Source organism: Calothrix sp. NIES-3974, assembly GCF_002368395.1.
Taxonomy (GTDB): domain Bacteria; phylum Cyanobacteriota; class Cyanobacteriia; order Cyanobacteriales; family Nostocaceae; genus NIES-3974.
The window spans coordinates 4,894,960-4,920,066 of record NZ_AP018254.1 but is presented as its reverse complement, the minus strand read 5'-3'; the positions used below and the strand labels follow the sequence as shown (position 1 = coordinate 4,920,066).

Here is a 25,107-nt window from a genome sequence, read left to right as displayed (position 1 = left end):
TATTACCATCGATATTCCCTTATGATTGAGTTTTAAAGAAGATTTCGTGGCAGCCTTGAAAGCGATTTACAAAACTAGGCGGTAAGCTTTCTAGTTGGGAAGAATAGGATGCGATCGCCTGTTGTTTATGTGTTAGCACTTGACTAATGTTTAATCGATAGGCAGGTAGAATATCTCGTAATTTCAACATTATAAATAATGGCGCTCGCCACAACATCCAAATTGTGTACTGTAGTACATCCACATCCAGATTTAATTGGGCGATCGCATCACAAACCAATGTATAGGTAGCTTCGTGATCACGATGGCAATCTTTATAATGGGGAACGTAAATTTCCTGCGGCTGGTATAATCGCAACAAATTCACGATTTCTTGAATAGTAGCTTGCTTCACATCAGCTGCTAAATCCGGTAATGTCCCATCTGGTTTATCCAAAAAATAAATATCTTTAGATGCAACACCCAAAATATTTAGCGCTGTGGTTGCTTCTTGTTTACGAGTCTGAATTATCTCTTCTTTGGTTGTTGCTTTTGACCCTCCAGAACCCTGTCCATCGGTTAAAAACACAACTACCACCGATACACCCTGTTCTCGCTTCAACCGAATCATTCCCCCACAACCAAAGGTTTCATCGTCTTGATGGGGAGAAAAAACCATCATCGATTTCGATGTCACCTTTAATGGCTGACTTTGAATTTTCAAAATCCAATTAAATACTACAAACGCATGAATACTTTGAACAAAATACAACCAACTTTCTGGGAATATTTTTTGTAACTTTTGTAGTACCTGTTTAGTCTTCATCACAATTTATTTTGGGATTTAGCACAAATAAATTTATCGGGAAAAAGTCAAGATGAGGAATATACAAAATTCCTTACTCATCTTCATCCATATCAGGAAATAGAATCACAATCAGACTTTGAACAAAATTTACATTTAGTCATCTCTAGAATAGAGAAAAACCTATCCATCTTATAGATTCATCTCTATATAAAAGATGAAATGTAGTTTCAAGATAAGTCTAAGTAGTTTTCGCAATACTTTAAGTTAATGCACATCTGCCAATTTTGAGCTAGATTGGACATTTATATTTTTAGTAGGCGAATTAAATACTTGAATTTAATATAAATACAATATCAAATTTGTCGTTTTGAGAGATTATGTTCAGGATAAATTCATCAAAACCATACTCTTTCATGAAAGAATTAAATAAGTCGGCGAGAAAAAGCCCTGCTATGTAAAGACAAAGTAAAGCCTCTGTATTTGGCTCGTAGTTGTGCTTATAGTGTGAAGGTGCAACTAAATATTTTCTTTTTCCAAAAAAAATCTAACACCCCAACCAAAGTATATTTGCAGTTAATTTTGGAATCTGGGATTCCCATGACAAATTTTCGCTGAACAGATGAAAATTTGATAAATCATCTTCCTACCCCTGCTTGTCTGTGGAGCTAGTACTTGACAAAGATTGCATTATCCGCATTTAGAGCAAGAGAGTGATCAGCCTTCAGGACTGACGCAAGGACAACGTAAACACCGTTATTGCACTTCTTCGCGTAGCGGATCGACCATAGGGTCGTAAGGTAGACGCGCAGCGACTTCTTGCTTGCGTAGCAGTAGTAATTCCAAAATCTGACTCTCATAAAGAGTGCGTAAGTCCTAGCCTTAAGTAATTGGTTGATCGTCTCACTACTCCCTATTCACTGGAAGTTTTAGGAATTTGCTCCAAATCCGGGATTAGCACCCTTAGATGGATTCGCCAAATCATCAAAACTCGGTCAAAATAGAAGCAATCATCAATTTCTCCAATCAGAAATTTTATATGCAAAAGCGTCAAGGTCTAATTCTCACCCTCACCGCTTTGCTCACAGGTTTGACCCTGATGGGGGGGGTAGTCGTATATTTTGTATTACGTATTACGGAAGTACCTCAAATAACCTCGGTAGAAACTCAACCACGGAGGGACTCTCAGGATACTTCCTTGGCAAATTCAGATATTGCCGAACCACCAGTGGACACATCTGTACCAGTTGAGACTGTATCCTCACCATTACAACCCCTAGAAGAGAATCTCGATTCTCCGCAAAACTCAGATGAGAAGAGTCAGAATATCAATCAAAGTACTAACAGAAATAAGATTAGTAATACCAGTAATATCAGTAATATAAATAACAAGAACTTTGGCGGTGTCAACTGGCAAAAACGGGATTTACGGGGTAAAAATCTGCGTGAAGCCCAACTTGGAGGAGCTAATTTGGCTAATGCAAACCTGAAGGGAGTAGACTTAAGTCGAGCTAATTTAGGTGGTGCAAATTTACGAGGTGCAAACTTACGAGGTGCAAACTTGGAGGGAACGGATTTACGGGGTGCGAATTTAGATGGTGCAGATTTGCGAGGTACAAATTTGGATGCAGCTTTTGTGGATGGGGCGAATTTACAAAATGCCAAGTTACCGTAATTTTGAGGAAATATTAGGTAATTGCTGATTAAATTAGTAATAGAAAAGAGATTGTAGTGCTGAAATTCAACACAGTAATTTTTTATGATATTGAGAATCTATTAAAAGGGTATAGTTTCTCACAACAAATGATTGCAAATTTATCTTTAGAGGATATTTTGGCATCAATTCGTAAAACAGAAAAGCTTGGACAAATTGCGGTGCAGCGAGCATATGCAAATTGGAGTGATTCTCGCCTTTCAATTATGCGTGGAGAAATCAATGAACTGGGTATAGATCCAATTCAAGTTTTTGGGTTTTCTCGCGAACAAAAGAAAAATGCGGCGGATATTCAGTTGGCGATTGATGCTATTGACTTAGCTCATGTTCGTCCATCCTTAGAAGTATTTGTTATTGTCTCAGGAGATGGTGGTTTTGCTGCCCTTGCAAAGAAATTGCATGAGTATGGAAAAACTGTAATTGGTTGTGCGTATAGAAATGCCACCAATAAAACTTTTCAAGCTGTCTGCGATGATTTTGTTTGGATAACAGACCCAGATGAAGAAGAACACCAATATAAAGCAAGTTTACAGACTTTAACAAATAAGCATTCGGATGGGTTTGATCCGCGAAACTCTCGCCTTATTAACAAAGTTCAACAGACAACATCTGCTGCACCGGAAGATGTTATAGCTAAAACGAAAGAAATATTAAATTGGTATACTAGCGATCGCATCTGCCAATTAGACTTGACTCGTTCTGGGATTCATTTGTCAGTTATACAACAAGCAATCAGTTACATAATTCCTGGACTGAGACCTATTCAATTAGGTTTTGCAAAATTTATTGAATATATGCAATATATATGTCAAGATTCGCAATTATGTATAGCACGTATTCCCCCCTCACAAGTTATTTTGGTTCTTCGCAGTTCAGTTCCGAAAGGATGCGAAATTTTACCTGATCTGAGTGCTAGAGAAATTCACTCAGTTGAAACATATAGATCAATCTTGGGAGCAGGTTCACCTATTTATCGCCTTCCATCACCAGAGGCTTTATATCTAATATCAAATTGGATTGTGAGAAATCCAGTTCGACAAGTTGATCTTGGAACTGCTATCGAAGAAATAGTTACTGCATTAAATGAAGAAGTTTCATCAGAAATAGTAAAGTTTACATTATTTAGTTTTATTTCCGCAGAAATGTTTCATCGAGAACCTGAAGGTGTTCAAGTGTCTGAACAAAAGCTATCATTTCGAGATGACATTAAATCAGTAGAAACTGTTATACACATTTTGAGAACTGGAGTTATGCAGAAAATAAAAACAGTTCTCCCTGATGTCAATTATGAGGTGTTGCGACAAATTCTACCAGATCCCAGCTAATACCGTTTTACTTTGGAGTTGATACCTGACGGGAAGTTTTTGGAGCTTTTGGGAGTAGGGGAAGAAAATGTATCAAATGGAACAAATTTAAACAGTATAGTCCTGTATTTCTCACAAGGGATTAATAAGCCTTGAGTAATGGGTTAATCTTCCTACTACTCCCTACTCCCGTTACTCTCTACTCACTAAAAGTTTTAGGAGCTTACTACAAATCCGGAATAGTGAATTTATAGCATAATTTTGATTGTTTTTTCCCAATTAATATCCAGGTGATGATTGGGAGTTGGAGAAGGGTTTAAGCTAGATTTAAGTAAATAATCAATATGGGGTTTAATTATATCTATTTCCGTAATGACAAAGTTTTGTGGGGGAAATTGCTGCATATTACTCGCTTGCAAATTGAGGATTTTTTGGTCTTGTTGAGCTGCAAGGATAAATAGGGGTCGAGCAATTAATTTACCTAGCCAATTTGGTAAACCCCAGCGAAAGGTAACGAAAATATATCCCTGGGTCAGGTTGTCTTTAATTGGTGTTAAAATCAAGGAAATAAATAGACGATAATCGGGTCGATTGGTTTGATATTCTAATTGGGCAATACTTGGCAAAATAAATCGACCGATGGAGGTGACTTGATGACATCCGGGTGCGAGAATTTGATAAATTAATCCTGAAATTTGTTGTTCTCCGAGATAAATTGCTTCGACAAATTGCTGAGAACGAGTAATTTTGACGGTAACTTCTTGGCGTTTTTGAGGTTTTCTGATTAATCCCCGATGAACGAAGTGGGTATGGGTTGCATCGAGGAAATTTTCGGCGATATTTTCTAAGGTTGCTTGACTGGTCATTTTCCAGTAAAAGGTGCTAAAACCAGGTTGATTGATGTGGGGAAGTTGATAGGGTGCGGTTGGGGGTGTTATTTCAGGGGTGAGATATATCCAAATATGATGGTATAGTTCGATGGCTGGATATTTTGTTAAATTGTGTTTGGGTTGATTTTGATAGCAAATATTCCCTGGTTGTTGTTGACAAATTCCATGATTGTCAAATTCCCAACCGTGGTAGGGACAAACTAAATGCTGGTTATGGATATATCCCGATGAAAGGGGAATGTGACGATGGGGACATTTATCTAAGAAGGCAATAATTTGATGATTTTGGCTGCGGAAAATGACTAGGGGAATATGATTAATTGTGCGTTGAATCGGGGTATTTTGTTTCAATTCCTGGGATGTGCAGGCGATATACCAAGCTTGATGAGGATAATTATTCATCGTGGGAAGGGGGTTAATACAGGAATCTGATTTAAATATTTAAATGGCTTGTATAGGTGGGGAATAGGAACCGGCTTTTGTCAAAAATCAAATATAACTCCCAATACGATTTTAATGATTTTTCATGGTGATTTTGGAAGAAGACGTGATGTAGCCTCTTTCAGAGGAGCTGAACGCTAACGCATCTCTACAATTATTTTGGGTTAATGATTTTTCTGAGCCGAACCATATTGATATGACTTCTATAAAAATATTGTTTGTCAAAAATCTGATTTATCACTCCCTATTTCTTCACCATCCCATTCAATATCTTGGGTGGAAACTTGTTGCAGGGTTTGTTTTGTTTTGAAACTGGTAATGAGGGCTTGAATTAAAATTATCCAAATCGATAAAAATGGTAAGGGGTCATGGAAACGGAAAATTACATCTGGGGTTTTTAAAAATATTTTGAGCCATGTTTTGACGCGGTTAGTCACAATAGCACTTGGTAATCCGTAGATTAACATTGCCATTAATATCATTGCTTTTCGTTGAGGTTGGGGTTTAATTATTTGCTGGGGCAGGGAGATAAATGCTTGGGGTAAATTATCAGCGGGGGTGAATAAATGAATGGCGCTGATGGTTCGAGGATTACATTCTAATGGGTACAATTCTCCATTTTGATTTTCAATCCAATCAAAGGCTATTTGACCCGTAAAATTGATTGCGGTAATAAATTTATTGACCCATGTGAAAATACTAGGGTGGTCAATTGATTCAAAGTAAATACAGGCTCCTTTCCCGGCTGTAAAAATACTTGGATAAACGGCATGGGCGGTAATTTGACCACGATGAGCGATACTATAACTGGAATAGTGTTGACCGATGATATATTCCTGAGCTACCCAAGGTTGGGTGGGAGTAATTGTAATATCTGGTCGGTTTTGAATATCTGGGTTAAAAGTATGTATATGGCTTGCAAAACGAGAATAAACTGGTTTAAAAATCAGTTTAATTGAGCTTGTTTGGATTAAATTATCTAAATCCTCAGAGGTTTTTAAAAACCAAGTCTGGGGAACTTGTAAATTTTGATTTTGAGCCAGTTGGATAAATTCCCATTTATTATGTAATCGATCTAACCGATCTAAAGACTCTGCACATACCTGACATAATTGGGACAATCTAGGAAGTGCATGGGAAATATAAAAAATCTCCTCACAGGTGGGAATTAATAAATCAATTTTTTGCTCTTGAATAATTTTCTCCAAAGCTTGAATATACCCTGGATAATCATGACGGGGTGATGGAACAAAAAAATTCTCACTAACATATCGCGACAGACTGCATAACTGATGCTGCATACTATCCGCAACAAATACCCGATAACCAGCACTGGCAAATAATCTTGCTAAATCCAAGGTTACAGGAGCGCGTCCACCCGTAAACAGGATATTAGTACAAACCTCAAAATTCAAGTACTATCCCTCCCACCGAAAACCCCGCAGATGTTCCTAGTAACATAATTTTGTCACCCCGTTTGATTTTTCCCTGGACAATTGCCTCATGTAGCGCCATTGGTATTGAAGCCGCGATCGCATTACCATGATTATGGGCAATCACCATCACCTTTGCTGCTGGTACGCCTAATTGACTGCGCAATAATCGAATTGCCATTAAGCTTGCTTGGTGGGGAATTATCATCTGCATTTCGGTGATTTTTAACCCGGTTGGTGCTAATAAACGTTCAATAAATCCTGGTAAAATCTGCGAAGTTAGTCGAAATATCCCCCTCCCATCCATCCGAAATAAAAAATAATCTGGATTGCTTCCATACTCGGTCGGGTGATGTTTATTTCCTCCCCCTCGACACTCTGTCATCTGCGCTCCTTTACTATAGGTCTCCATCCTGGATGTGATAATTTCTGCTGTTTCATGGGTCTGTGTTGAACTAATTATCACCGCCGCAGCACCATCACCAAATAGGGTCGAACTCTCTTTCTCTTGCCAATTAATTCCCTGACTTGCCACCTCCGTTGCTACTAATAATACTTGTTTGTATCTACCTGCGGCAATTAAATAGGAAATCGTATCCAAACCAGTAATAAAACTTAAACAGGTGGAGTTAATATCAAAGGCTGGTATCCCTGAATCTTCTGCACCTAAATGTTGTTGAATTAAGGCTGCATTGCAGGGTAAAGCTTGCTCTGGAACTCCACTGGTACTAATAATACAGTCAATATCCTTAATAGATAAATTCGCTGCTTCTAGGGCATTTTTCGCTGCAAATGCACCCATTTGGGAAGCAGTTTCTCCTTGAGCAAAATAACGAACCTCCACACCGGATTTTTTCAAAATCCAATCTTCCGTTGTCCCAATTGATGCAGCTAATTGTTTCGCTGTCACTTCGGTTTTTGGCAAATACTTTCCTGTGGAGACTATTTTAATTTTTCTTTTCTGCAAATTTAGTCACCCTCTTTATACTTTAATTTAAGTGATTTCGTCTATCTAATATCACAATTGGGTTGAATAAATCAAATACTTGATACTTCTTAAATAAATATTTGTAAATTAATTTAGCTAAAGGTAAATAAAGTATTCATTAAATAAATAGTCACAAAAAACAAATTATTGACAGTAAGCGAAGACAAGCTATACAGGGATTTGAGGGATGATAGCTGTTTTAATTCTTTGCGATCGCACCCTTTATCAGCAGGAATTTATTTGCGACAATGAAAAGCGTCAAAACAGGAGACAGGAGATAGGATATGTAGAGACGCGATATATCGTGTCTCGGATTCTAAAATTTAAAGATACGTAGTTAGGCTGATTTGTGATATTTGGTAAATGCAAAATATGAATACCAAAATAATTCCCTAATTTCTTCTATCTCCTGTTTCCTATCTCCTGTATTCTATTTTCTTCCAAGGAGAAGATTCATGAAATTAGCCTATTGGATGTACGCAGGTCCTGCTCATATTGGCACATTACGAATAGCTAGTTCCTTTAAAAATGTCCATGCAATTATGCACGCACCTTTGGGGGATGATTATTTTAATGTGATGCGGTCAATGCTAGAACGGGAACGTAATTTTACACCGGTGACAGCTAGTGTTGTTGACCGCAATGTATTAGCACGAGGTTCCCAAGAAAAAGTCATTGATAATATTACCCGAAAAGACCAAGAAGAAAGCCCCGATTTAATCGTTTTAACCCCCACTTGTACATCGAGTATTTTACAGGAAGATTTACATAATTTTGTTGAAAGGGCACGAATTGAAGCGAAATGCGATGTCTTGCTTGCGGATGTTAATCATTATCGTTACAACGAATTACAAGCAGCAGATCGAACCCTCTATCAAATAGTTAAATATTATCTTGATAAAGCAGGTAAAAAAAACGAACTTACCTTAGAAAAAACCGCCAAACCCTCAGTAAATATTATTGGCATTTCTACCCTTGGTTTTCATAATCAACATGATTGTCGGGAATTAAAACACCTGATGGCAGAATTAGGGATTGAGGTGAATTTGATTATTCCTGATGGTGCATCCGTTCAAGATTTAAAAAAATTACCCCGTGCATGGTTTAACCTGTGTCCATATCGGGAATTAGGGTTAATGACCGCTCGTTATTTAGAGGAAAACTTTCATATACCTTACGTTGATATTACCCCAATGGGGGTGGTAGAAACAGCACGTTGCATTCGCCAAATTCAAACAATAATTAATCAACAAGGTACAGTAGTTAACTACGAAGAATTCATCCATCAACAAACCTTATATGTATCCCAAGCAGCTTGGTTCTCTCGCTCCATTGATTGTCAAAATTTAACCGATAAAAAAGCTGTTGTCTTTGGAGATAATACCCATGCAGCGGCAATGACAAAAATTTTAGCTAGAGAAATGGGAATTCATGTAGTTTGGGCTGGAACATACTGTCAATATGATAGTGATTGGTTCCGGGAACAAGTTAGGGAATACTGTGATGAAGTGCTAATTAGTGAAGACAATGCCGAGATAGGTAATTGGATTGCCAAAGCTGAACCAGCAGCAATTTTTGGGACCCAAATGGAACGTCATATTGGTAAACGTCTAAAGATTCCCTGTGGTGTGATTGCTGCACCAATTCATATTCAAAATTTTCCAATAGGTTATAAACCATTTATGGGTTATGAAGGTACAAATCAAATCGCTGATTTAGTTTATAACTCCTTCACCTTGGGAATGGAAGACCATTTATTAGAAATATTTGGTGGTCATGACACGAAAGAAGTAATTACCAAAGAAATGTCCGTCACTGCTGATTTAAATTGGACAAAAGATGGATTAGCAGAATTAAATAAAATCCCTGGATTTGTCCAAGGAAAAGTCAAGCGCAATACGGAAAAATTTGCCAGAGAAAGGGGAATTAATAATATTGATGTGGAAGTTTTATACGCAGCGAAAGAAGCGGTCGGTGCATAATTTATTTTCTGGGGTGAAAGTTAAGTTTAATCTATCCCATTCCCACAGTTGATTGACCTAGATTTATTACTAGTAAATTATACAGGACTTACGTAACTAGCATACTATTTTCAGCTCGTGGTGAGGGCTTTAGTCCTCAAAGTCAGCGCTATCGGCGCTGACTAGAAACAACAAATCAGGTGAGTAGTTAACTTCCGTCCTCGTATTACACGTCATCTAGGACACAATTCCTGCACGTAAAGCTCTGACTGCTGCTTGGGTGCGATCATCAACACACAACTTACTCAAAATACCGCGTACATGGGTTTTCACCGTTCCCACCGTCAAAAATAGTCGTTTGGCGATTTCCGCATTATCACAGCCAGCCACAATTAATTCTAATACTTCCAATTCTCTGGGTGTGAGGGGATAGGTTTCAATTACCTGTTCAATTTCCGGTTCAACAGCACGAATGGTGATTTTCTTTTCCGCTTCCTTACCATTGGCGATCGCATTTTCCAGGCGAATTTTGCGCAATACGACATCGGCAATGGTAGGATCGATCCAGGAGTTGCCTTCGTAGGTCTGGGAAACAGCATCCAGTAATTTTTCGCTATCGATGTCCTTCATGCAGTAGGAATCAGCACCAGCACCCAAGGCAGCTAATACAGCCTCTTCACTGTTTTGCATGGTTAATACCAGCAATTTTGTTTGATAGTCGGGGTTTTCGGTTTGCAATTGTCGGTATCTACGGGTTAGTTCAATCCCATCAAAGTCAGGTAAACCAATATCCACTGTTGCGACATCGGGACGCAGAATTTGTAATAGTTTTAACCCTTCGGATGCATTAGCAGCTTCACCAACTATGTTGATGCGGGGATTTGCTTGTAACGCTGCTTTTAAACCGATCCGCGTTAGGTTATGATCTTCAATTAAAACAACTTTTATTTCTTGATTTTGTTCTACCATCAGTCTAATATCCACCTACTTTTCCACTTACCCTGGGGTGAGTGGTTTTATATATATTGATTTCCATCCTAATCTAAACTAATACGAGATTGAAGCGGTTGTTAACATCCCTCATCAGCTATAAGGGTGAGGAAGTGCAAATTATCCTAGGGAAGTAATTGGTCGATTTAAAAATCATCCGGGAGATAGATTTTTTAGTTCCTCCTATCGTTCCTAAGAGGATTGGAAAATTGCACAGAACTTGATTATGATTAGAACACTTGTAAAATGGATGCAAATCTAATTGGGTAGTTGACCGTATCCTATAGCAGTTAACTGTCCAATTGTGTCCAGAAGTTATTGACAGGGGAAATTCAATCCTATTCATTGGAAAAACGTTACATCCGTAAAGACGGATCAATTGTCTGGGTGGAAATAACCCCTTCCTTGATGCGTGACCAAAATCACAATCAACCCCAATATTTTATCGTGGTGATTGAGGAAATTGAAGAACGCAAACAAGCAGAATTGAAGTTGCAACAAAAGATTGAGGAGTTAGCCAAAACTACGCAGCAACTGACAAAACGCAATCAAGAATTGGATCAATTCACCTACGTCGCGTCCCATGACCTGAAAGCACCTTTGCGAGCGATCGCCCACATTTCCCAGTGGTTAGAGGAGGATTTAGCAGGTTATCTGACCCCAGAAAACCAACGTCAATTGAAAATACTGCGGGGAAGGGTAGAACGGATGGAGTCATTAATTAACGGGTTGTTGGAATATTCCCGAATTGGACGGGTACAGTATCCCGTGGAGGAGGTGGAGATTGAATTGTTGATTAAGCAGGTGATTCATTCATTGGCAATTCCTGCAAGTTTCCACATCGAAATTCAATCCCAAATACCAATTTTTCAAACCAAAAAAGTTCCCCTATTCCAAGTTTTGCGGAAAATTATTGATAATGCCATCAAACACCATGACCGGGAAGATGGAAAAATTAATGTGTGTGTCCGTGATACGGGAGATTTTTGGGAATTTTCCATCCGTGACGATGGGATTGGTATTGCTCCTGAATACCATCAAAAAATATTTACGATTTTTCAAACTTTGGAACCCCGTGATAAAAAAGAAAATACTGGGGTCGGATTATCAATCGTGAAAAAAATTGTCGATTTAGAGGGAGGAGAGATTCAAATCAAATCACAATTAGGATTAGGTACGGAGGTAATTTTTACCTGGCCAAAATTTTGTGAGTTATAGAAGGAGGAGATAGGGTAAAGGATATACCGTATTTCGAGCGGGATTTGTGAAATCTGACATGTAGGGTTGTTAACGCTTGACGGTTAACAGTCACCAGTCATCAGTCAACGGCACGCTATTTTTCACTACTTAAATATGATTACTATAGTAAGTAGGAGAATCATATTTCTTACATCTTTACAGGAAATACGTAAATCTTCATATTTTATAGTCATCAATTACTCTCGTAATTTATGTTTGGAGTGAAAACTTGAGATGAATATTTCCAATCCGCTAGGGAACGGGAACTTAGTTGATCAATGGAAGGATACACCAGTTAAATTGATTTTGAACTTATCCCAGGAGCAAAATATCAGTTTCATCTCACGGAAATTTTCATGATTTGATGATACCAATTTATGTGAAATAAAAAATATGATTATCTACCTAGTAACACAGGGAACTGTAGAGCTAACAACACAATCAATATACCTGCTGTTCACACTAAATCCTATCTTCCCCAACTCTCAATTCCCTATTTTCCATTCCCCATATACAATAACAACTCAATGGTAGAAAAAACAGGCACAAACCTAATTAATCGTTGCTTCAACCATCTTCCAGTACGTTATCGAGGAGCAGCAATTATTGCCATTCCTGCCATTTGTTTATTTGCTTCCCTTGCAGCTTGGGTGATATCCCGTGATGGAGCTTTACAAGTTTATAGACAAATAGATAAAAGTAAAACTATTATTATTCATACAAACGGGTATTTAAAAACCCTACTCGATGCCGAAACTAATAGTCGCGGTTATGCTCTTTCTCGCAATCCAATTTTTTTAGATTCCTACAACCAAGCTATTAATAGATTACCGTCAATTAGAAATCATTTGGAACGAAGCTTATATAATCAAAATCAAAAAAAACGATATCAAAAACTTGAAGGAATCTCTCAAAGACTAATCGCCTCCCTGAATCGAAGGAATCAGCTAGTTCAAAATAATTTAAATGATATCCTCAACCAAGAGCAGGAAAAAATCGTTCTTACCAATAAAGCCAACATGGATAAGGCAAGGGAACTAATTAATCAATTTCAGGAAGCCGAATGGAGAAGATTAACAGAGAATCAAAATCGATTTGATGATTTATACAGAACAACTAATTTGATAATTTGGGGTTCTGTAATTATGAGTATTTTTAGCTATCTGGCTGCAATTTATCTCTATAGTAACTTAGATTGGCGTTTACAAGGACAACAATTAGCCTTGAACCAAAACAGTGTTTTATTACAGGGAATATTTGAAAATGTTGTGGATGGAATTATTGTTGTGGATGCAGAAAACTGTATCGAAAATCTCAATTCCGCCGCAGAAAAAATATTTGGCTATACAGCGAATCAAGTCATCGGTCGTGACTTAGGAGTAATGATACGGGAACGAACCGAAGCTGACCACCCTATTACTTGGAATCATGAACAAATTAACAAGATGAAGGTTTTTTCGGCTTTAGCCTATATCAAAGAACAAACCTACCTCCCCGTAGAAATTTCTATTAGCACTCTTCCTACAGACAACCGCAAAATCGTAATTATTCGGGATATATCCGAACGAGAAGAAGCACAAGCCAAACTAGAAGCTAATATTAAAGAACTATCCCAACTCAGGTTAATGTTAGCAAATGCCAATCAAAATTTAAGCGATCGCAATCAAGAATTAGACCAATTTGCCTATGTTGCTTCCCACGATTTAAAAGCACCTCTACGAGCAATTGCAAATCTTTCTACCTGGATTGAGGAGGATTTAGGTGATAATATTCCTCTGGAAAATAAAAAACAACTGCAATTATTACGTCAACGGGTCAATCGGATGGAATCCCTATTAAATGCACTACTTGATTACTCTCGCGTGGGGAGAATGCAAACCGAACCGGAAAACGTTGATGTACATCAGCTATTAGCAGAAATTATTGATTCCCTTGACCCCCCTAGGGGATTTACCATTGAAATCCGGACAGAAATGCCAACTTTGATGACCAAACGTTTACTATTGCGTCAAGTTTTTGCCAACCTCATTAGTAACGCGATCAAACATCATCCCCGTGATGATGGCAATGTATATATATCCGCAATTCCCACAGATAAATATTACGAATTTCAAGTCAGCGATGATGGTTTAGGGATTGCACCCGAATATCATCACCAGATTTTTACTATTTTTCAAACCCTGCAACCACGGGATAGCAAAGAAAGTACAGGAGTTGGTTTGGCTATTGTCAAAAAAATTATCGAATCGGAAGGAGGTTCTATCCATGTGATTTCTCAAGTCGGAGAAGGAGCTACTTTTAGTTTTACCTGGCCAGTTTTGGAGAATCAATGATATGATTATTTACCACCAACCCCAGGAATATATTTGGAGCAATTCAATTTACGACTAATGATAAATCCCTTATCGTGTTGGAGTTGATATAATCAGTCATGAAGAAAATATTAATAATTTTTTGGCAGATGGGGATTGGGAAATTAGTGACAAGCAAAATCGGAAGAAAAATATAGTTTTTAAAAACCATCATGGAGATACCGAATCGAATTATGAGTATCCTACTAGTGGAGGATGATGAAGTTGATATAATGAATGTCCAACGGGCTTTTAAAAAAGGTAATATACTCAATCCTTTGTATATTGCTGCGAATGGTTTAGAAGCGTTGGCAATGTTAAGGGGAACAGCAGACCAACCTCCAGAAGTCCCCAATGAAAGACGGCTAATTTTACTGGATTTAAATATGCCAAAAATGGGGGGAATCGAATTTTTACAAAAGTTACGTAGTGATGAGAAATTGCGACATATTCCAGTTGTCATCTTGACCACATCGAATCAAGACCGTGATTTGGTGGAAGCTTATAATTTGAACGTTGCTGGTTATCTACTCAAACCAGTTGATTTTGTCCGTTTTGTTGAGTTAATGGCCACCTTAAATAAATATTGGTCTTTATCAGAAATGCCTCGTTAAAAGACAAAAATATATCAAAACCTGGATAATAAAATCAATTAAAAGTTTTATCTGCATAAAATAAATAGTAGGGAAAAAGCATTGATGGGTTTATGGGAATTCATCAATGTTGCTCGGTAATACCGAATGATTTAATTAAAAATTGCAATTTCAAAAATAAATGAGATAGGAAGCAATGACGGAAATTATACACGCTTTAGTCATTGATGACGATGAAGTCGATCGGATGGCCATATCTCGGTCATTGAAAAAAACAGATATTCCCATCGAATTATCCGCAGCTAGCAACTATGAAGAAGCGATCGCCTTATTAAGTAATCAGGAATTTGACTGTGTTTTTATTGACTATCTGCTACCGGGAAAAGACGGATTAGAATTGGTGCGCGAATTGCGTAGTTCTGGTAGTCTGATTCCTTTAGTAGTTCTCACGGGTCAAGGGGACGAACAAATAGCCGTTGAGATAATGAAGGCAGGTGCGTCTGATTATATTAATAAATCTCGTTTAAGTCCAGAATTACTGGGGAAAACAATCAAAAATGCTCTGCGCATCTATCAAGCAGAACGACAAGTTCAATTATACCACCAACAGGTATTAGCAAGTAATGAGGAATTGAAGCGAAAAAATTTGGAATTGGAAATCAAACAGCAGCAAATCCATCAACAGAACTTAAAACTACTAGAAGCATCGGAACTCAAATCACGATTTTTAGCAACCATGTCCCACGAATTGCGAACACCCTTGAACGCGATGATGGTGTTTTCGCAGATGATTTGACGCAAAGCGAAAAGCAAACTATCTGATGCAGAAGTGGACATGGTGGAGCGGATTTTAAATAACGGTAAAAATTTATTAGATTTAATTAACGACATTTTAGATTTATCAAAAATCGAATCAGGACGATTACAACTACATCCAGAAGCATTTGATATTGACAAACTAGTGAAAACCTCCGTGGATGAATTAAGGGTATTAGGGGAGCGCAAAAATTTAACTTTGTATACGCACATTCAACTGGACAATCCCACTGTATATCACGACCGCATTCGAGTCCGACAGGTGTTAGTCAATTTATTATCGAATGCAATTAAATTCACTGATACTGGTAGAATAGATGTGAGCTTAGAGGAAGTGAGCGGCGAAAAATTGGCGATTGCCGTCCGTGACACAGGAATTGGCATAGAAGCAGATAAATTGCAGCATATTTTTGAACCATTTCGACAAGCTAACCAAACTAATTCCCGTCGTCATCAAGGAACTGGATTAGGACTAGCAATTACAGATTCATTAGTGAAAATGATGCAAGGTTCCATTGATGTGGAAAGTGAAGTCGGCAAAGGTTCAGAATTTCGGATTGAATTACCACGTACCCTAGTAACATGATGGCACTAAAAACTACTCAAAAAGATACCATTTTAATCGTTGATGATATTTTTGATAATCTGATTGCTGCTCAAGCTATCTTAGAAGAAGAAGGATACGAAATCCGCTTAGAAGAAGATAGTATCACTGCTTTCGAGCAAGTGAAAAATTCTCCCCCGGATTTATTATTATTAGATGTGATGATGCCAGAATTGGATGGGTATGAATTCACCCGTCGCATTCGACAGGACACCACTTTACCATTTATTCCCATTTTATTAGTAACAGCCCACGATGAATCTAACGTAGTTGAGGGTTTAAATGCAGGTGCAGATGACTTTATTCGCAAACCCGTCAACCCTGATGAACTCCAAGCGCGGGTACGTTGCTTGTTACGTTTAAAACATAGCATTGATGAGCGCGATCGCATGACGAAGTTACGGGAGGATTTCGTATCGCGATTTGCCCATGATTTAAAAATACCCTTAGCAGCTTCAAATCGCATTCTCCAATTGATGGTCAAGGGACAATTTTTTGAGGTGACACCGGAATTACGGGAAATTCTCCAGAATATGATCACAAGCAACGGGGATTTGCTGACAATGGTGCAAAATATGTTAGAGGTGTACAAGTTTGAGGCTGGTTGTAAAAGCTTTAATTTTGTCAAGTGTAATCTAACGGATTTAGTGCAATCAGTAGGGTTAGAATTAGCACCCCTAGCAGTCGAAAAAAATTTGCAATTAACAATAGACTTGCCAACATCAGAAAAAATAGAAGTATCAGGCGATCGCATCGAGTTACGTCGGGTGTTAACTAATATTATTGGCAATGGGATTAAGTTTACCCCAAAAGGGGGGGTCACAGTTCGTTTACAGGTGATTGACGGGAAAGCAGTAGTGGAAATAGAGGATACGGGAGTGGGGATTAGTCCAGAGGAAAAAACCCGCTTATTTGAAAGATTTCGACAAGGGAAAAAACAGGGTACAGGAAGCGGTTTAGGTTTGTATTTATCCCGTTGTATTATTGAATCCCATCAAGGGGAAATTCATCTCAGTTCCGAATTAGGTCAAGGGAGTAAATTTACGATTCTACTACCAATAATCCCTCCGGAAGTCAACACCTGAAGGTCATAACATTAAGCTAAATAAATCAGGATTAAATCTATCTTTAGTTAACACTTATTTCATACTCAATAGAGAAAAATTTTTTTCATTTGATTATTAATATTTGTATATAAAATCAATAAACTGCATTTGGAGTGCATCCCCAAAATATGCTTACCTGTAGGGAGTTATATCGTTTACGCTAATGGTTGCTACATATCAGGAGCTATGACCGTTGATTATTCTAGTTTCATTTATTTCAAAGTAAAAGATAATCGATATTACTCGCTATAAATGCAGGATGAATATACAGCAGTCCGAGCGGGATTTGTGAAATCTTAAATGTAGGGTTGTTAACGGTTGACAGTTGACGGTTAACAGTCACCAGTCATTAGTCAACAGCACACTATTTTTCACGACTTAAATCGGATTGCTGTTGATAACTAGGGTTTGTTGAATTAAATAAAATTAAAGCCTTTATCTATGAATATTTCCCTAAGTATTTTCGGAATTTAAGGTTTCTGGTATAAAAAATACCAATAGAAATCTGACACTGAACATCGCGATGAGGTTAAAAAACTCAAAGACATGGGGATAAAACCTTGAGCTATTTCCTCTTCACTACCCTAACCAAAACATTACTATGCCAGATAATATCATAGAGAAATTACAAAGAGCCAATCACTTATATCAATCCCTGAATGATTTTATTTTAGAAGCAGAAGGAGAATTAGCTGTATGCTTAGAAAAATTTAGCGCTGAGAAGCTCACAAAATTATCCCCATCCCAGGGAAGTCATAATCATCAAATGGTATTAGATTTATTTACGACAGAAGGGAATATAAATTATCAAACACCCATAGATATATATATTCAACAACAAACTGATTTAAACGATGTTGATAGACAAATTCTCCAAAAGTGGTATCGCAGCTTTGTTGGCTTATTTACTGTAGAAAAAATTTCTGAGAATGGATTGGTATTAAAAAACTGGCTTACAGCCAAAATATACCATCTTCAAATCAAAAATAAACAGGAAGAACAACAACTTACACGCATCAAACCAGGAGAGATATTACTAACCCGAATTTCTCCCCTAGATGCAGAGAATTGGATATTTTCTGGACCCTTTACCTTAATGGGTAAACTCGGAAAACCGAAACTCGCGATCGCCATTGGTAATTTTAAGCAGAACTTCCCCAATTATCTCTACGCAGACGCACCAGAATTACTCCAAGAAGCTTGGTTATCTGTAGAATGGTATCATCAACAATTCCTCAATTACTTTGGTAGTACGGAAATTACCATGAGTGGAAAGGAACTAGCTGTAAAACTCAAACAATTTCAGCAACAATTAGCCGAAAACCGCTTAGAAAAAGTTGGTATAGATACCAGCAAATCCCTCCAACAATTAGCCACAGAATCGGGAATTTCCGACAGTGAAATGCAAACCAATCTAGAAACAATGGGAATTGATTCCCAAACCAGTCAGGAAATTTTCCAACATCCCCTAACCTCCAAAATGGTGACACCCAAAGTTGAGCTACCTCCACACATTTTACACGCTCAAACCGTCACCACCCTTTCCCATCCCCAGTGGGGACAGGTATTTTTAACAGACTACCTAGAATTCACCCAATTATTAGCATCAACACCTTGGCAAAAAACTCCAGAAGCGGAGAAATTAGTCCGTGAATACCTGAGCAAACCAGAGGTTCATCCTGGAATTTGGCAAAATTTGGCAGCAAAATATCCCCGTCAACTAGAAATAATTTTACAGGATATTGTAAACCGTCCCGATTGGAAATTGGAATCAGATTTACACCAACTCTTACAACAATACAATAAACCACCACGACCCCAACTACCAGAAATAGCTAGCGTCCCCATCCATTTACATAACCTATTTGAAGAAGCTCTGATTGAAGTTAATCGTAAAAATAAGAGCAAAAATAAATCTAAAACTAAATCTAAAACAGGATTTCAATTATAGTAAAGTTTACAATTCCCAATTAAATTCAATACTACCTTGTCGTAATATTTGCCATTGACCATTATCCCACTTAATCACCGTCGATGGTTTACCAATACTTACGGTATCAAAATCGGGAGTTAAAGTTAACACCTGCGGAAATTGAGCATTAATCTCAGGGATGGTCATTAGGGGTGGTTGTCCAGAAAGGTTAGCACTAGTGGTTGCAAGGGGACCTGTTTGCTGTAATATAGTTTGTGCTAGTTCCAAGTTGGGTACGCGTACACCAATGGTTGTCGGTTCCTGGGGATTCATGGTTGCAGGGACACGGGGTGATGATGGTAAAACTAACGTCAGCGCTCCTGGTAAATATTTGGCTGCTACTTGTTGCCAAATTTCTAACTCTGTTGGACTACCGACAACGTAATCCCAAATTTCCGCAATGGTAGCTGTCATCAAAATTAACGGTTTATCTTGACGACGCTGTTTCGCTTGAAAAATCAATTCTGCTAATTCAGGTTTGACTGCGAGTGCTGGAACTGTGTCCGTGGGAAAACTGATGATTTTACCTGCTAATGCACCTTGAATTAGGGTTTCAAGTGTTACTTGTGTCATTGATTTGTAATTCGTAATTCGTGATTCGTAATTCGTAATTTTTAAAAACGCTTGGGAAAGGCTATAGCTTATTTCATAAGTTTGTTAAAATCAGGATGTTGATGTAGATTGATCAGGTCTTGATCTTGTTGAGCTAAGTATCTGTATTGTTCTGGTTCAATTTTAATCGCTTGGGTAAGTGCTATAATTGCTGAATAATGATTATTTTGTAATGCCAAAATACATGCTTGATTATACCAGGCATCGCCATAATTAGGATTAATTTTGATGGCTTTTTCGAGGGCAATCATGGCATCATTTAATAGCTTGGTGTTATCGAAGACTGGGGATACGGGTAAATCTGTGGCACTCTGAGCTAATTTTATTAATGCCAAAGCTTTATAATTCCAGGCTTTTGCTGATTCAGGTTGGGTTTGGGTGGCGGTGTCGTAGGCTGCGTGTGCGTCGGTATACTGATGTAGATAATACAAAGCAGTACCACGGGAAAGCCAAAAACCGTAGAATTCCGGAAAGAGTTTAATTGCGCGATCGCAAGCTGCTATTGCTTGTTCATATTTTTCGAGTTTGATGAGGATATCACCCCGTAACCACCACATACTACTATCTGTGGGACGATTTTCCAGCACTTGATCGCAACTTGTGAGGGCTTGGTGGTATGCTTGGTTATGGATGTGGATGAGGGTAATTTGGTAAGCTGCTTGCTCCAACTTGGGGTCAAGGGCGATCGCTTGGGTGTATGCTGTGATCGCTGGGGTGGGTTGTTGAATTTTCTCCAGAATTAATCCGTATTCATACCAGTCTTCGGCTGTGGATTGTTGCTGTTGACGTTGCAGTTTCCTTTCTAGGAGGGTTGCAGCTTGTTGATAGGCTGTTTCTGCTTCCGGGTGACGGTGGATTTTTTCCAGGTATTTGGCTTGTTCTAACCAAGCTTGGGGATTGCGGGGATGACGTTTGGTTTGATGGGTTAAATACGCTAATCCCTGTTGGTAGGATGTTGCTGCTTCCTGGGGACGTTGAAGTTTGTTGTAGCTAATTCCCTGTCGGTACCAAATTTCGGGGTTGTGGGGTTGTAAACGCAGTTTGCGGGTGTAAATTGCCAATAGATTTTCGGTTTGGTCTTGTGCTGGAGTGTGGATTTGCTCGTATAATTTAACTAGCTTGATCCAGGCGGTGGAATTCGGGTTGAGATTAAAGGCTTGGTGATAGGCCGCGATCGCTTCTGTAGTTTGATGTAAATTTTTGAGTATATCTGCTTTGAGTTCCCATGCTGCGGCTTGATTTGGTTCTAGTTCTAAGGCTTGATTTATAGCTGTTAAGGCTTCGGTGTTTGCTTGTTGCGCAAATTGTAATTCAGCAATTTTTTGCCAGCTTTTTGTGTCCTCTGGATTTTCCTGGATTGCTCGTGTAAATGATGCGATGGCTGCGGCGGCATCGGCGACTTCTTGGTATAATATACCTTGATAGTAGTAAATTTGGGCAGAGTTCGGTTGAAATTCTAAAGCCCTTGCATAGGCTGTCAGTGCGTCATCGTAGCGACCAAGACAATAGAGGGTATATCCCTGCATAAATAAAGCGTCAGGGTTGTCTGGTTGACGTTGTACTAGCGCGTCAAATTTAATTAAGGCTTGGTCATACTTTCCTTGGGAAACTAATTGACTACCACGACGGTATTGGTCTTTATTTTTATCCCGAAATATCCATAGAAAACCAATTAAACCCAAGACAAGGAACACCGAATATTGGCGAAATCCCTCACTACCCACAAAAATTAATTCACGGGGAACCTGAAGTACATTTCCCAACATAAAAGTTATTTCCCACAACCCTCGACTCAAGGGTGGTACAAACCATAATAACCCCATCAAAATCCAAATACCATAGCGATATAACCAGTTAATTCGCGGTTTAATTTGACGAGGTAGCCAAGGTGCAATTATCCCAAATCCATCTAAACCCGGTATGGGTAATAAATTAATCAAAACGACAAAAATATTCAAGTTAATTACATAGGCGATCGCGGGATAAATATACATCCACCAGCTATCACCACCGGAACCGTCCAGGATTGCATTGTGCCAACCAAAAATGAAGGGAATCGATAACACAACAGCAATCACCATATCTGCAAACGGACCAGCAACAGAAACCGCACTTTCCCATTTGCGATCGCGTAAACTTTGATGGTCAATGTACACCGCACCCCCCGGTAAAGCAATACCACCAATCATGAGAATTAATAATGGCATCAGTAAACTGACTCCGGGGTCGGTATATTTGAGGGGATTGAGGGTTAAATAACCTTTCTCCTTGACAGATTTATCACCACCCCAATATGCGGTAATTGCGTGTCCAAATTCGTGTAAACACAGAGATACTATCCACCCTAGACATATCAATACGGCAATTATCCACATAGTCGCACTGTAAATAACGGATTTGGTGATGATTATTCAACTATAGCAATTAGATTTTGGTTTGGCAGATATTGTCCAATAGGGTTGAATTAGAACCGCAAACCGAAGGCATGTAAATCAATATGCAGCGACATGATTTATCTTTTGTTCCTTCACCTAATAAAAAATTTTTTGTGGAATGAGTAATTAGGTGATTTTAATTAACTTTCAGATTTGTAATTGTTGAGGATTTACTTGGTAGGTTTGGGGAATTTGTGAGAAATACAGGTATTAATCAAGATTCATCCTTGATTTTACCTTTTCAAACTGCTTCGGTGCATCAATCTCTGTAAAAATATTCATCGCCTGAACAAAATTATCATTACTCAGATTCCATTGACCACATTTTCGTTGAGTAATAGCACATTGATAGTATGCTTCAGCTAAATCACATTTAGCTCCCATTTTCTTTAAAATTTCAATTGCTTTTTGATGCTCGATACAGGCTTCTGTTAATAGATTTTGCTCCCGCTTAATTTCTGCAAGACAACTAATTGCCTTGCCTTGAACTTGGGTAAAATTATTTTCTTCTGAATAGCTAATTACTTGCTGACACAATTGCAAAGACCTATCTAAATCACCTAAATTTTTATAGGTAAAAGCAAGAAATAATAAACAATAGGCATAACCCCAGGTGGTTAGACGGGTATTATAAACACTCTCTTCGGCATTTTTCACTAATGTGTGAATTTCGTCATTATCACCGAGCAAGGAATCAATACAAGCCAGATTAACTTGACAAAAAGCCATGTATTCAAAACGAGTATTAGCCTCCATCACTAACTGAATCACAGTTTCAAAAAAATACCTGGCATCTTCTAATTCCCCTAATTCCATGCGACATAAACCGAGGTTGAGCAAAGTAGACATGCGATGACGAGATAAATAGCTGGTATCAACTATCCGTTGAGCAGCTTGATGACATTTGAGTGCCTCTTTTAAATTGCCAATAATGCGGTAACTATAACCCAGAATATTATACAGTTGCACTCGCGATTCATTATTTTTGATATTATGAATAATTGGCGCGATCGCAGAAATAATTTTTTGCAGTAATCCCAAATGATACAGGGAGCAACCCAGAGGTAAGGGAATTTTTTCTAAACTACCTCGTCGCAATAAAATAACATTACCCGCTTCCGCATAATCACCAATTTCTAAATAATGATAATAGGCTTCTAAAGCCATTAAAGCATCATCAATCTCGGTGATAATCTGAACATAATCAGTCCAAAACTGAGCCGCAATGCGGTTAACCTGCTCCCATTCCGATGTAAACTTCAGCCGAGCGATCGCCTCATCACGAATCACTGGATGTAACCAATACTGTCCCTTTTTCACCTCTAAAAGAGAAAAATCCTGTAAAATCTTCACCGCACGCCGACGTTGCAATTCTGGCACATCCCATAATAAACATAATACCCCCGCAAGGGGGACAGAAGTAATATCTTGATAACGATAACACCCCAAACGTAACAATAAATTATAGGCTTCCTGGTTAGTTTGTTCCAGTCGATTAAATTGACTGGTCACCAAATCATTTAATTGACGTTCGCTTAACAAATTATTGCGATTTTCCTGCCAATAGGGGTCAATTTCCCGATTATAATCCGTAATAATGGCACTACAAATAATCTGCATCGCCTTGGGATTCCCACCATAGGCGTGACACATTTCGGTGATAATATCGGATTGGGAATCTAATTCACGACTGCGGAAGAAATGTCGCCATGCATCTGCATTTAATCCCTTCAAAGGATAGGAATAGACCTCAATCGCAGCTTCACACAACCTTTCTCGACTGGTAATTATGGTTGTTGAATTCACTCCAGGGTCAGCCAAAACTCGCAACAATTCCACATAGGGACGACGGGTATCAATCAACTTACCATCCCGGTCAAGAGCAGTATCCAAATTATCAATTAAAACACCGATTTTGTACCCAGAATCCCGTAATTTTCGTCGTAATCGTTCTAAATTAATTCCAAAATCCCGTCCCGGTTCCTCATTAAAATCCCGTCGTAACCACTCCTCAATCACCGTTTCCGCAGGAGTTAAATTTTGTCGTTCCGTAGCCATCCACAATTCCAGGATGACATCAAAATAACGAGTTTTAAAGAATTTCCGCGCAAGGGTGGTTTTGCCAACACCACCCCGTCCTTGAATCAGAATGATTTTTGCGCCATTGCCAACCGCAGCATCTAAATCCTGTAATTCGCGATCGCGCCCTAAAAAATTTGTGTTAATATTGGTTTGGTGATTAATATTGGGATTACTGTCATTATTTTTATTTATCCCAGAATTAATCACAGGGTTAACCAATTGGGTAGAAATCATGCTATGCTCAGATGGATGCTGTTGATGCCATAATCGTTTGACAGCACCAGAAAAAGAAGTCTTACTGACCTTTTCCTGCAACACATCGGAAAGCACTCGCCATAGTTCTGCACCCACTTCCCGCAGGTAAATACTAGAGTATCCTGATTGTTGAGCAATGTCTTCGTACCTGCGCTTACAATCTTGCCACAACTCACGCAATAACAGGCGTTGCGGAATGTCTAGGTGTCTTCCTCGGCTGTTGAAAACTAATTGGTCGATAAAATTTAAGGCTTCTTCTGCACCCATTCGCAACCAGATATGTCTTTTATAATACTAGTCTAGCGATAATTGAACACTTTGATAAAGTAAGTTTTTTACACCCATCCTACAATATCCTACAAATTAGATTAGTCAAATCCCTACATTACAGTATTTACAAGCACTGAGGTTTTAATTACAGTTGTAGTATCACAGGAAAGCAAATCAACTTGGTGCTACTGGTTAATTAGATTTCGCGTTCAAAGAAAAGGTTCTGTGGTCGTTCCTGCGGAGTGAGGAGTCAAAACATACTAGCAA

The 25,107-nt window shown here is 38.5% G+C and carries 18 protein-coding genes; 10 read left to right on the top strand and 8 right to left on the bottom strand.

Annotated features, from left to right (window positions below):
* Window positions 1–19: 19 nt before the first annotated feature.
* Window positions 20–805, bottom strand: a complete 786-nt coding sequence (locus CDC37_RS19755; RefSeq protein ID WP_096624382.1) for a PIG-L deacetylase family protein — start codon at window positions 803–805, stop codon at window positions 20–22.
* Window positions 806–1,823: 1,018 nt separating this feature from the next.
* On the opposite strand from CDC37_RS19755, the gene CDC37_RS19750 reads away from it, so the two are divergent.
* Both CDC37_RS19750 and CDC37_RS19745 read left to right on the top strand, forming a co-directional pair.
* Window positions 1,824–2,459, top strand: coding sequence for a pentapeptide repeat-containing protein (locus tag CDC37_RS19750; protein WP_172892803.1), 636 nt, complete (start codon window positions 1,824–1,826; stop codon window positions 2,457–2,459).
* A 56-nt stretch (window positions 2,460–2,515) separates the two neighbouring features.
* Entirely contained in the window at window positions 2,516–3,823 is a 1,308-nt protein-coding gene (locus CDC37_RS19745) for an NYN domain-containing protein (protein ID WP_157780791.1), read from the top strand.
* 227 nt (window positions 3,824–4,050) lie between these two features.
* On the opposite strand, the gene CDC37_RS19740 is transcribed toward CDC37_RS19745, so the two are convergent.
* The 3 genes from CDC37_RS19740 to CDC37_RS19730 form a co-directional block, all read right to left on the bottom strand.
* Entirely contained in the window at window positions 4,051–5,094 is a 1,044-nt protein-coding gene (locus tag CDC37_RS19740) for an aromatic ring-hydroxylating oxygenase subunit alpha (protein WP_096624378.1), read from the bottom strand.
* Window positions 5,095–5,354: 260 nt separating this feature from the next.
* Window positions 5,355–6,548: an ATP-grasp domain-containing protein gene (locus CDC37_RS19735; protein ID WP_096624376.1), complete on the bottom strand. Its 1,194-nt coding sequence runs from the start codon at window positions 6,546–6,548 to the stop codon at window positions 5,355–5,357.
* Window positions 6,538–7,491 (bottom strand): beta-ketoacyl-ACP synthase III, encoded by a 954-nt coding sequence (locus CDC37_RS19730; RefSeq protein ID WP_231943120.1) that lies wholly within the window; start codon window positions 7,489–7,491, stop codon window positions 6,538–6,540. Before CDC37_RS19730 ends, CDC37_RS19735 begins: the two co-directional genes overlap by 11 nt.
* Window positions 7,492–8,009: 518 nt before the next feature.
* On the opposite strand from CDC37_RS19730, the gene bchB reads away from it, so the two are divergent.
* A complete protein-coding gene (gene bchB, locus CDC37_RS19725; protein WP_096624372.1) occupies window positions 8,010–9,536 on the top strand; it encodes a ferredoxin:protochlorophyllide reductase (ATP-dependent) subunit B in 1,527 nt (508 codons plus the stop codon).
* Window positions 9,537–9,752: 216 nt separating this feature from the next.
* Here the strand turns inward: bchB and CDC37_RS19720 are convergent, their stop codons facing one another.
* Window positions 9,753–10,484: a response regulator gene (locus CDC37_RS19720; RefSeq protein WP_096624370.1), complete on the bottom strand. Its 732-nt coding sequence runs from the start codon at window positions 10,482–10,484 to the stop codon at window positions 9,753–9,755.
* A 315-nt stretch (window positions 10,485–10,799) separates the two neighbouring features.
* On the opposite strand from CDC37_RS19720, the gene CDC37_RS19715 reads away from it, so the two are divergent.
* From CDC37_RS19715 to CDC37_RS19690, 7 genes are all read left to right on the top strand, one after another.
* The gene (locus CDC37_RS19715) at window positions 10,800–11,723 is read left to right on the top strand and encodes a sensor histidine kinase (protein ID WP_096624368.1); all 924 of its coding nucleotides are present in this window, start codon (window positions 10,800–10,802) and stop codon (window positions 11,721–11,723) included.
* Window positions 11,724–12,271: 548 nt separating this feature from the next.
* Window positions 12,272–14,077 (top strand): sensor histidine kinase, encoded by a 1,806-nt coding sequence (locus tag CDC37_RS19710; protein ID WP_096624366.1) that lies wholly within the window; start codon window positions 12,272–12,274, stop codon window positions 14,075–14,077.
* Between the two features lie 212 nt (window positions 14,078–14,289).
* Complete coding sequence (locus CDC37_RS19705; RefSeq protein ID WP_442861048.1) at window positions 14,290–14,709, top strand: response regulator; 420 nt, start codon at window positions 14,290–14,292, stop codon at window positions 14,707–14,709.
* A 175-nt stretch (window positions 14,710–14,884) separates the two neighbouring features.
* Complete coding sequence (locus tag CDC37_RS25015; protein ID WP_197707022.1) at window positions 14,885–15,484, top strand: response regulator; 600 nt, start codon at window positions 14,885–14,887, stop codon at window positions 15,482–15,484.
* A 39-nt stretch (window positions 15,485–15,523) separates the two neighbouring features.
* A complete protein-coding gene (locus CDC37_RS25010; RefSeq protein ID WP_197707021.1) occupies window positions 15,524–16,090 on the top strand; it encodes a sensor histidine kinase in 567 nt (188 codons plus the stop codon).
* On the top strand, window positions 16,087–17,193 hold the full coding sequence (locus CDC37_RS19695) for a hybrid sensor histidine kinase/response regulator (protein WP_096624364.1): 1,107 nt from the start codon (window positions 16,087–16,089) through the stop codon (window positions 17,191–17,193). The genes CDC37_RS25010 and CDC37_RS19695 overlap by 4 nt, the downstream gene beginning before the upstream one ends.
* Before the next feature lie 622 nt (window positions 17,194–17,815).
* Window positions 17,816–19,165, top strand: a complete 1,350-nt coding sequence (locus CDC37_RS19690) for a hypothetical protein (protein WP_231943118.1) — start codon at window positions 17,816–17,818, stop codon at window positions 19,163–19,165.
* A gap of 6 nt (window positions 19,166–19,171) precedes the next feature.
* On the opposite strand, the gene CDC37_RS19685 is transcribed toward CDC37_RS19690, so the two are convergent.
* From CDC37_RS19685 to CDC37_RS19675, 3 genes are all read right to left on the bottom strand, one after another.
* Window positions 19,172–19,759: an L-threonylcarbamoyladenylate synthase gene (locus CDC37_RS19685; protein ID WP_096624362.1), complete on the bottom strand. Its 588-nt coding sequence runs from the start codon at window positions 19,757–19,759 to the stop codon at window positions 19,172–19,174.
* 68 nt (window positions 19,760–19,827) lie between these two features.
* Window positions 19,828–22,173, bottom strand: a complete 2,346-nt coding sequence (locus tag CDC37_RS19680; RefSeq protein ID WP_096624360.1) for a tetratricopeptide repeat protein — start codon at window positions 22,171–22,173, stop codon at window positions 19,828–19,830.
* A 270-nt stretch (window positions 22,174–22,443) separates the two neighbouring features.
* Window positions 22,444–24,837, bottom strand: coding sequence for a tetratricopeptide repeat protein (locus CDC37_RS19675; protein WP_096624358.1), 2,394 nt, complete (start codon window positions 24,835–24,837; stop codon window positions 22,444–22,446).
* Window positions 24,838–25,107: the final 270 nt, after the last annotated feature.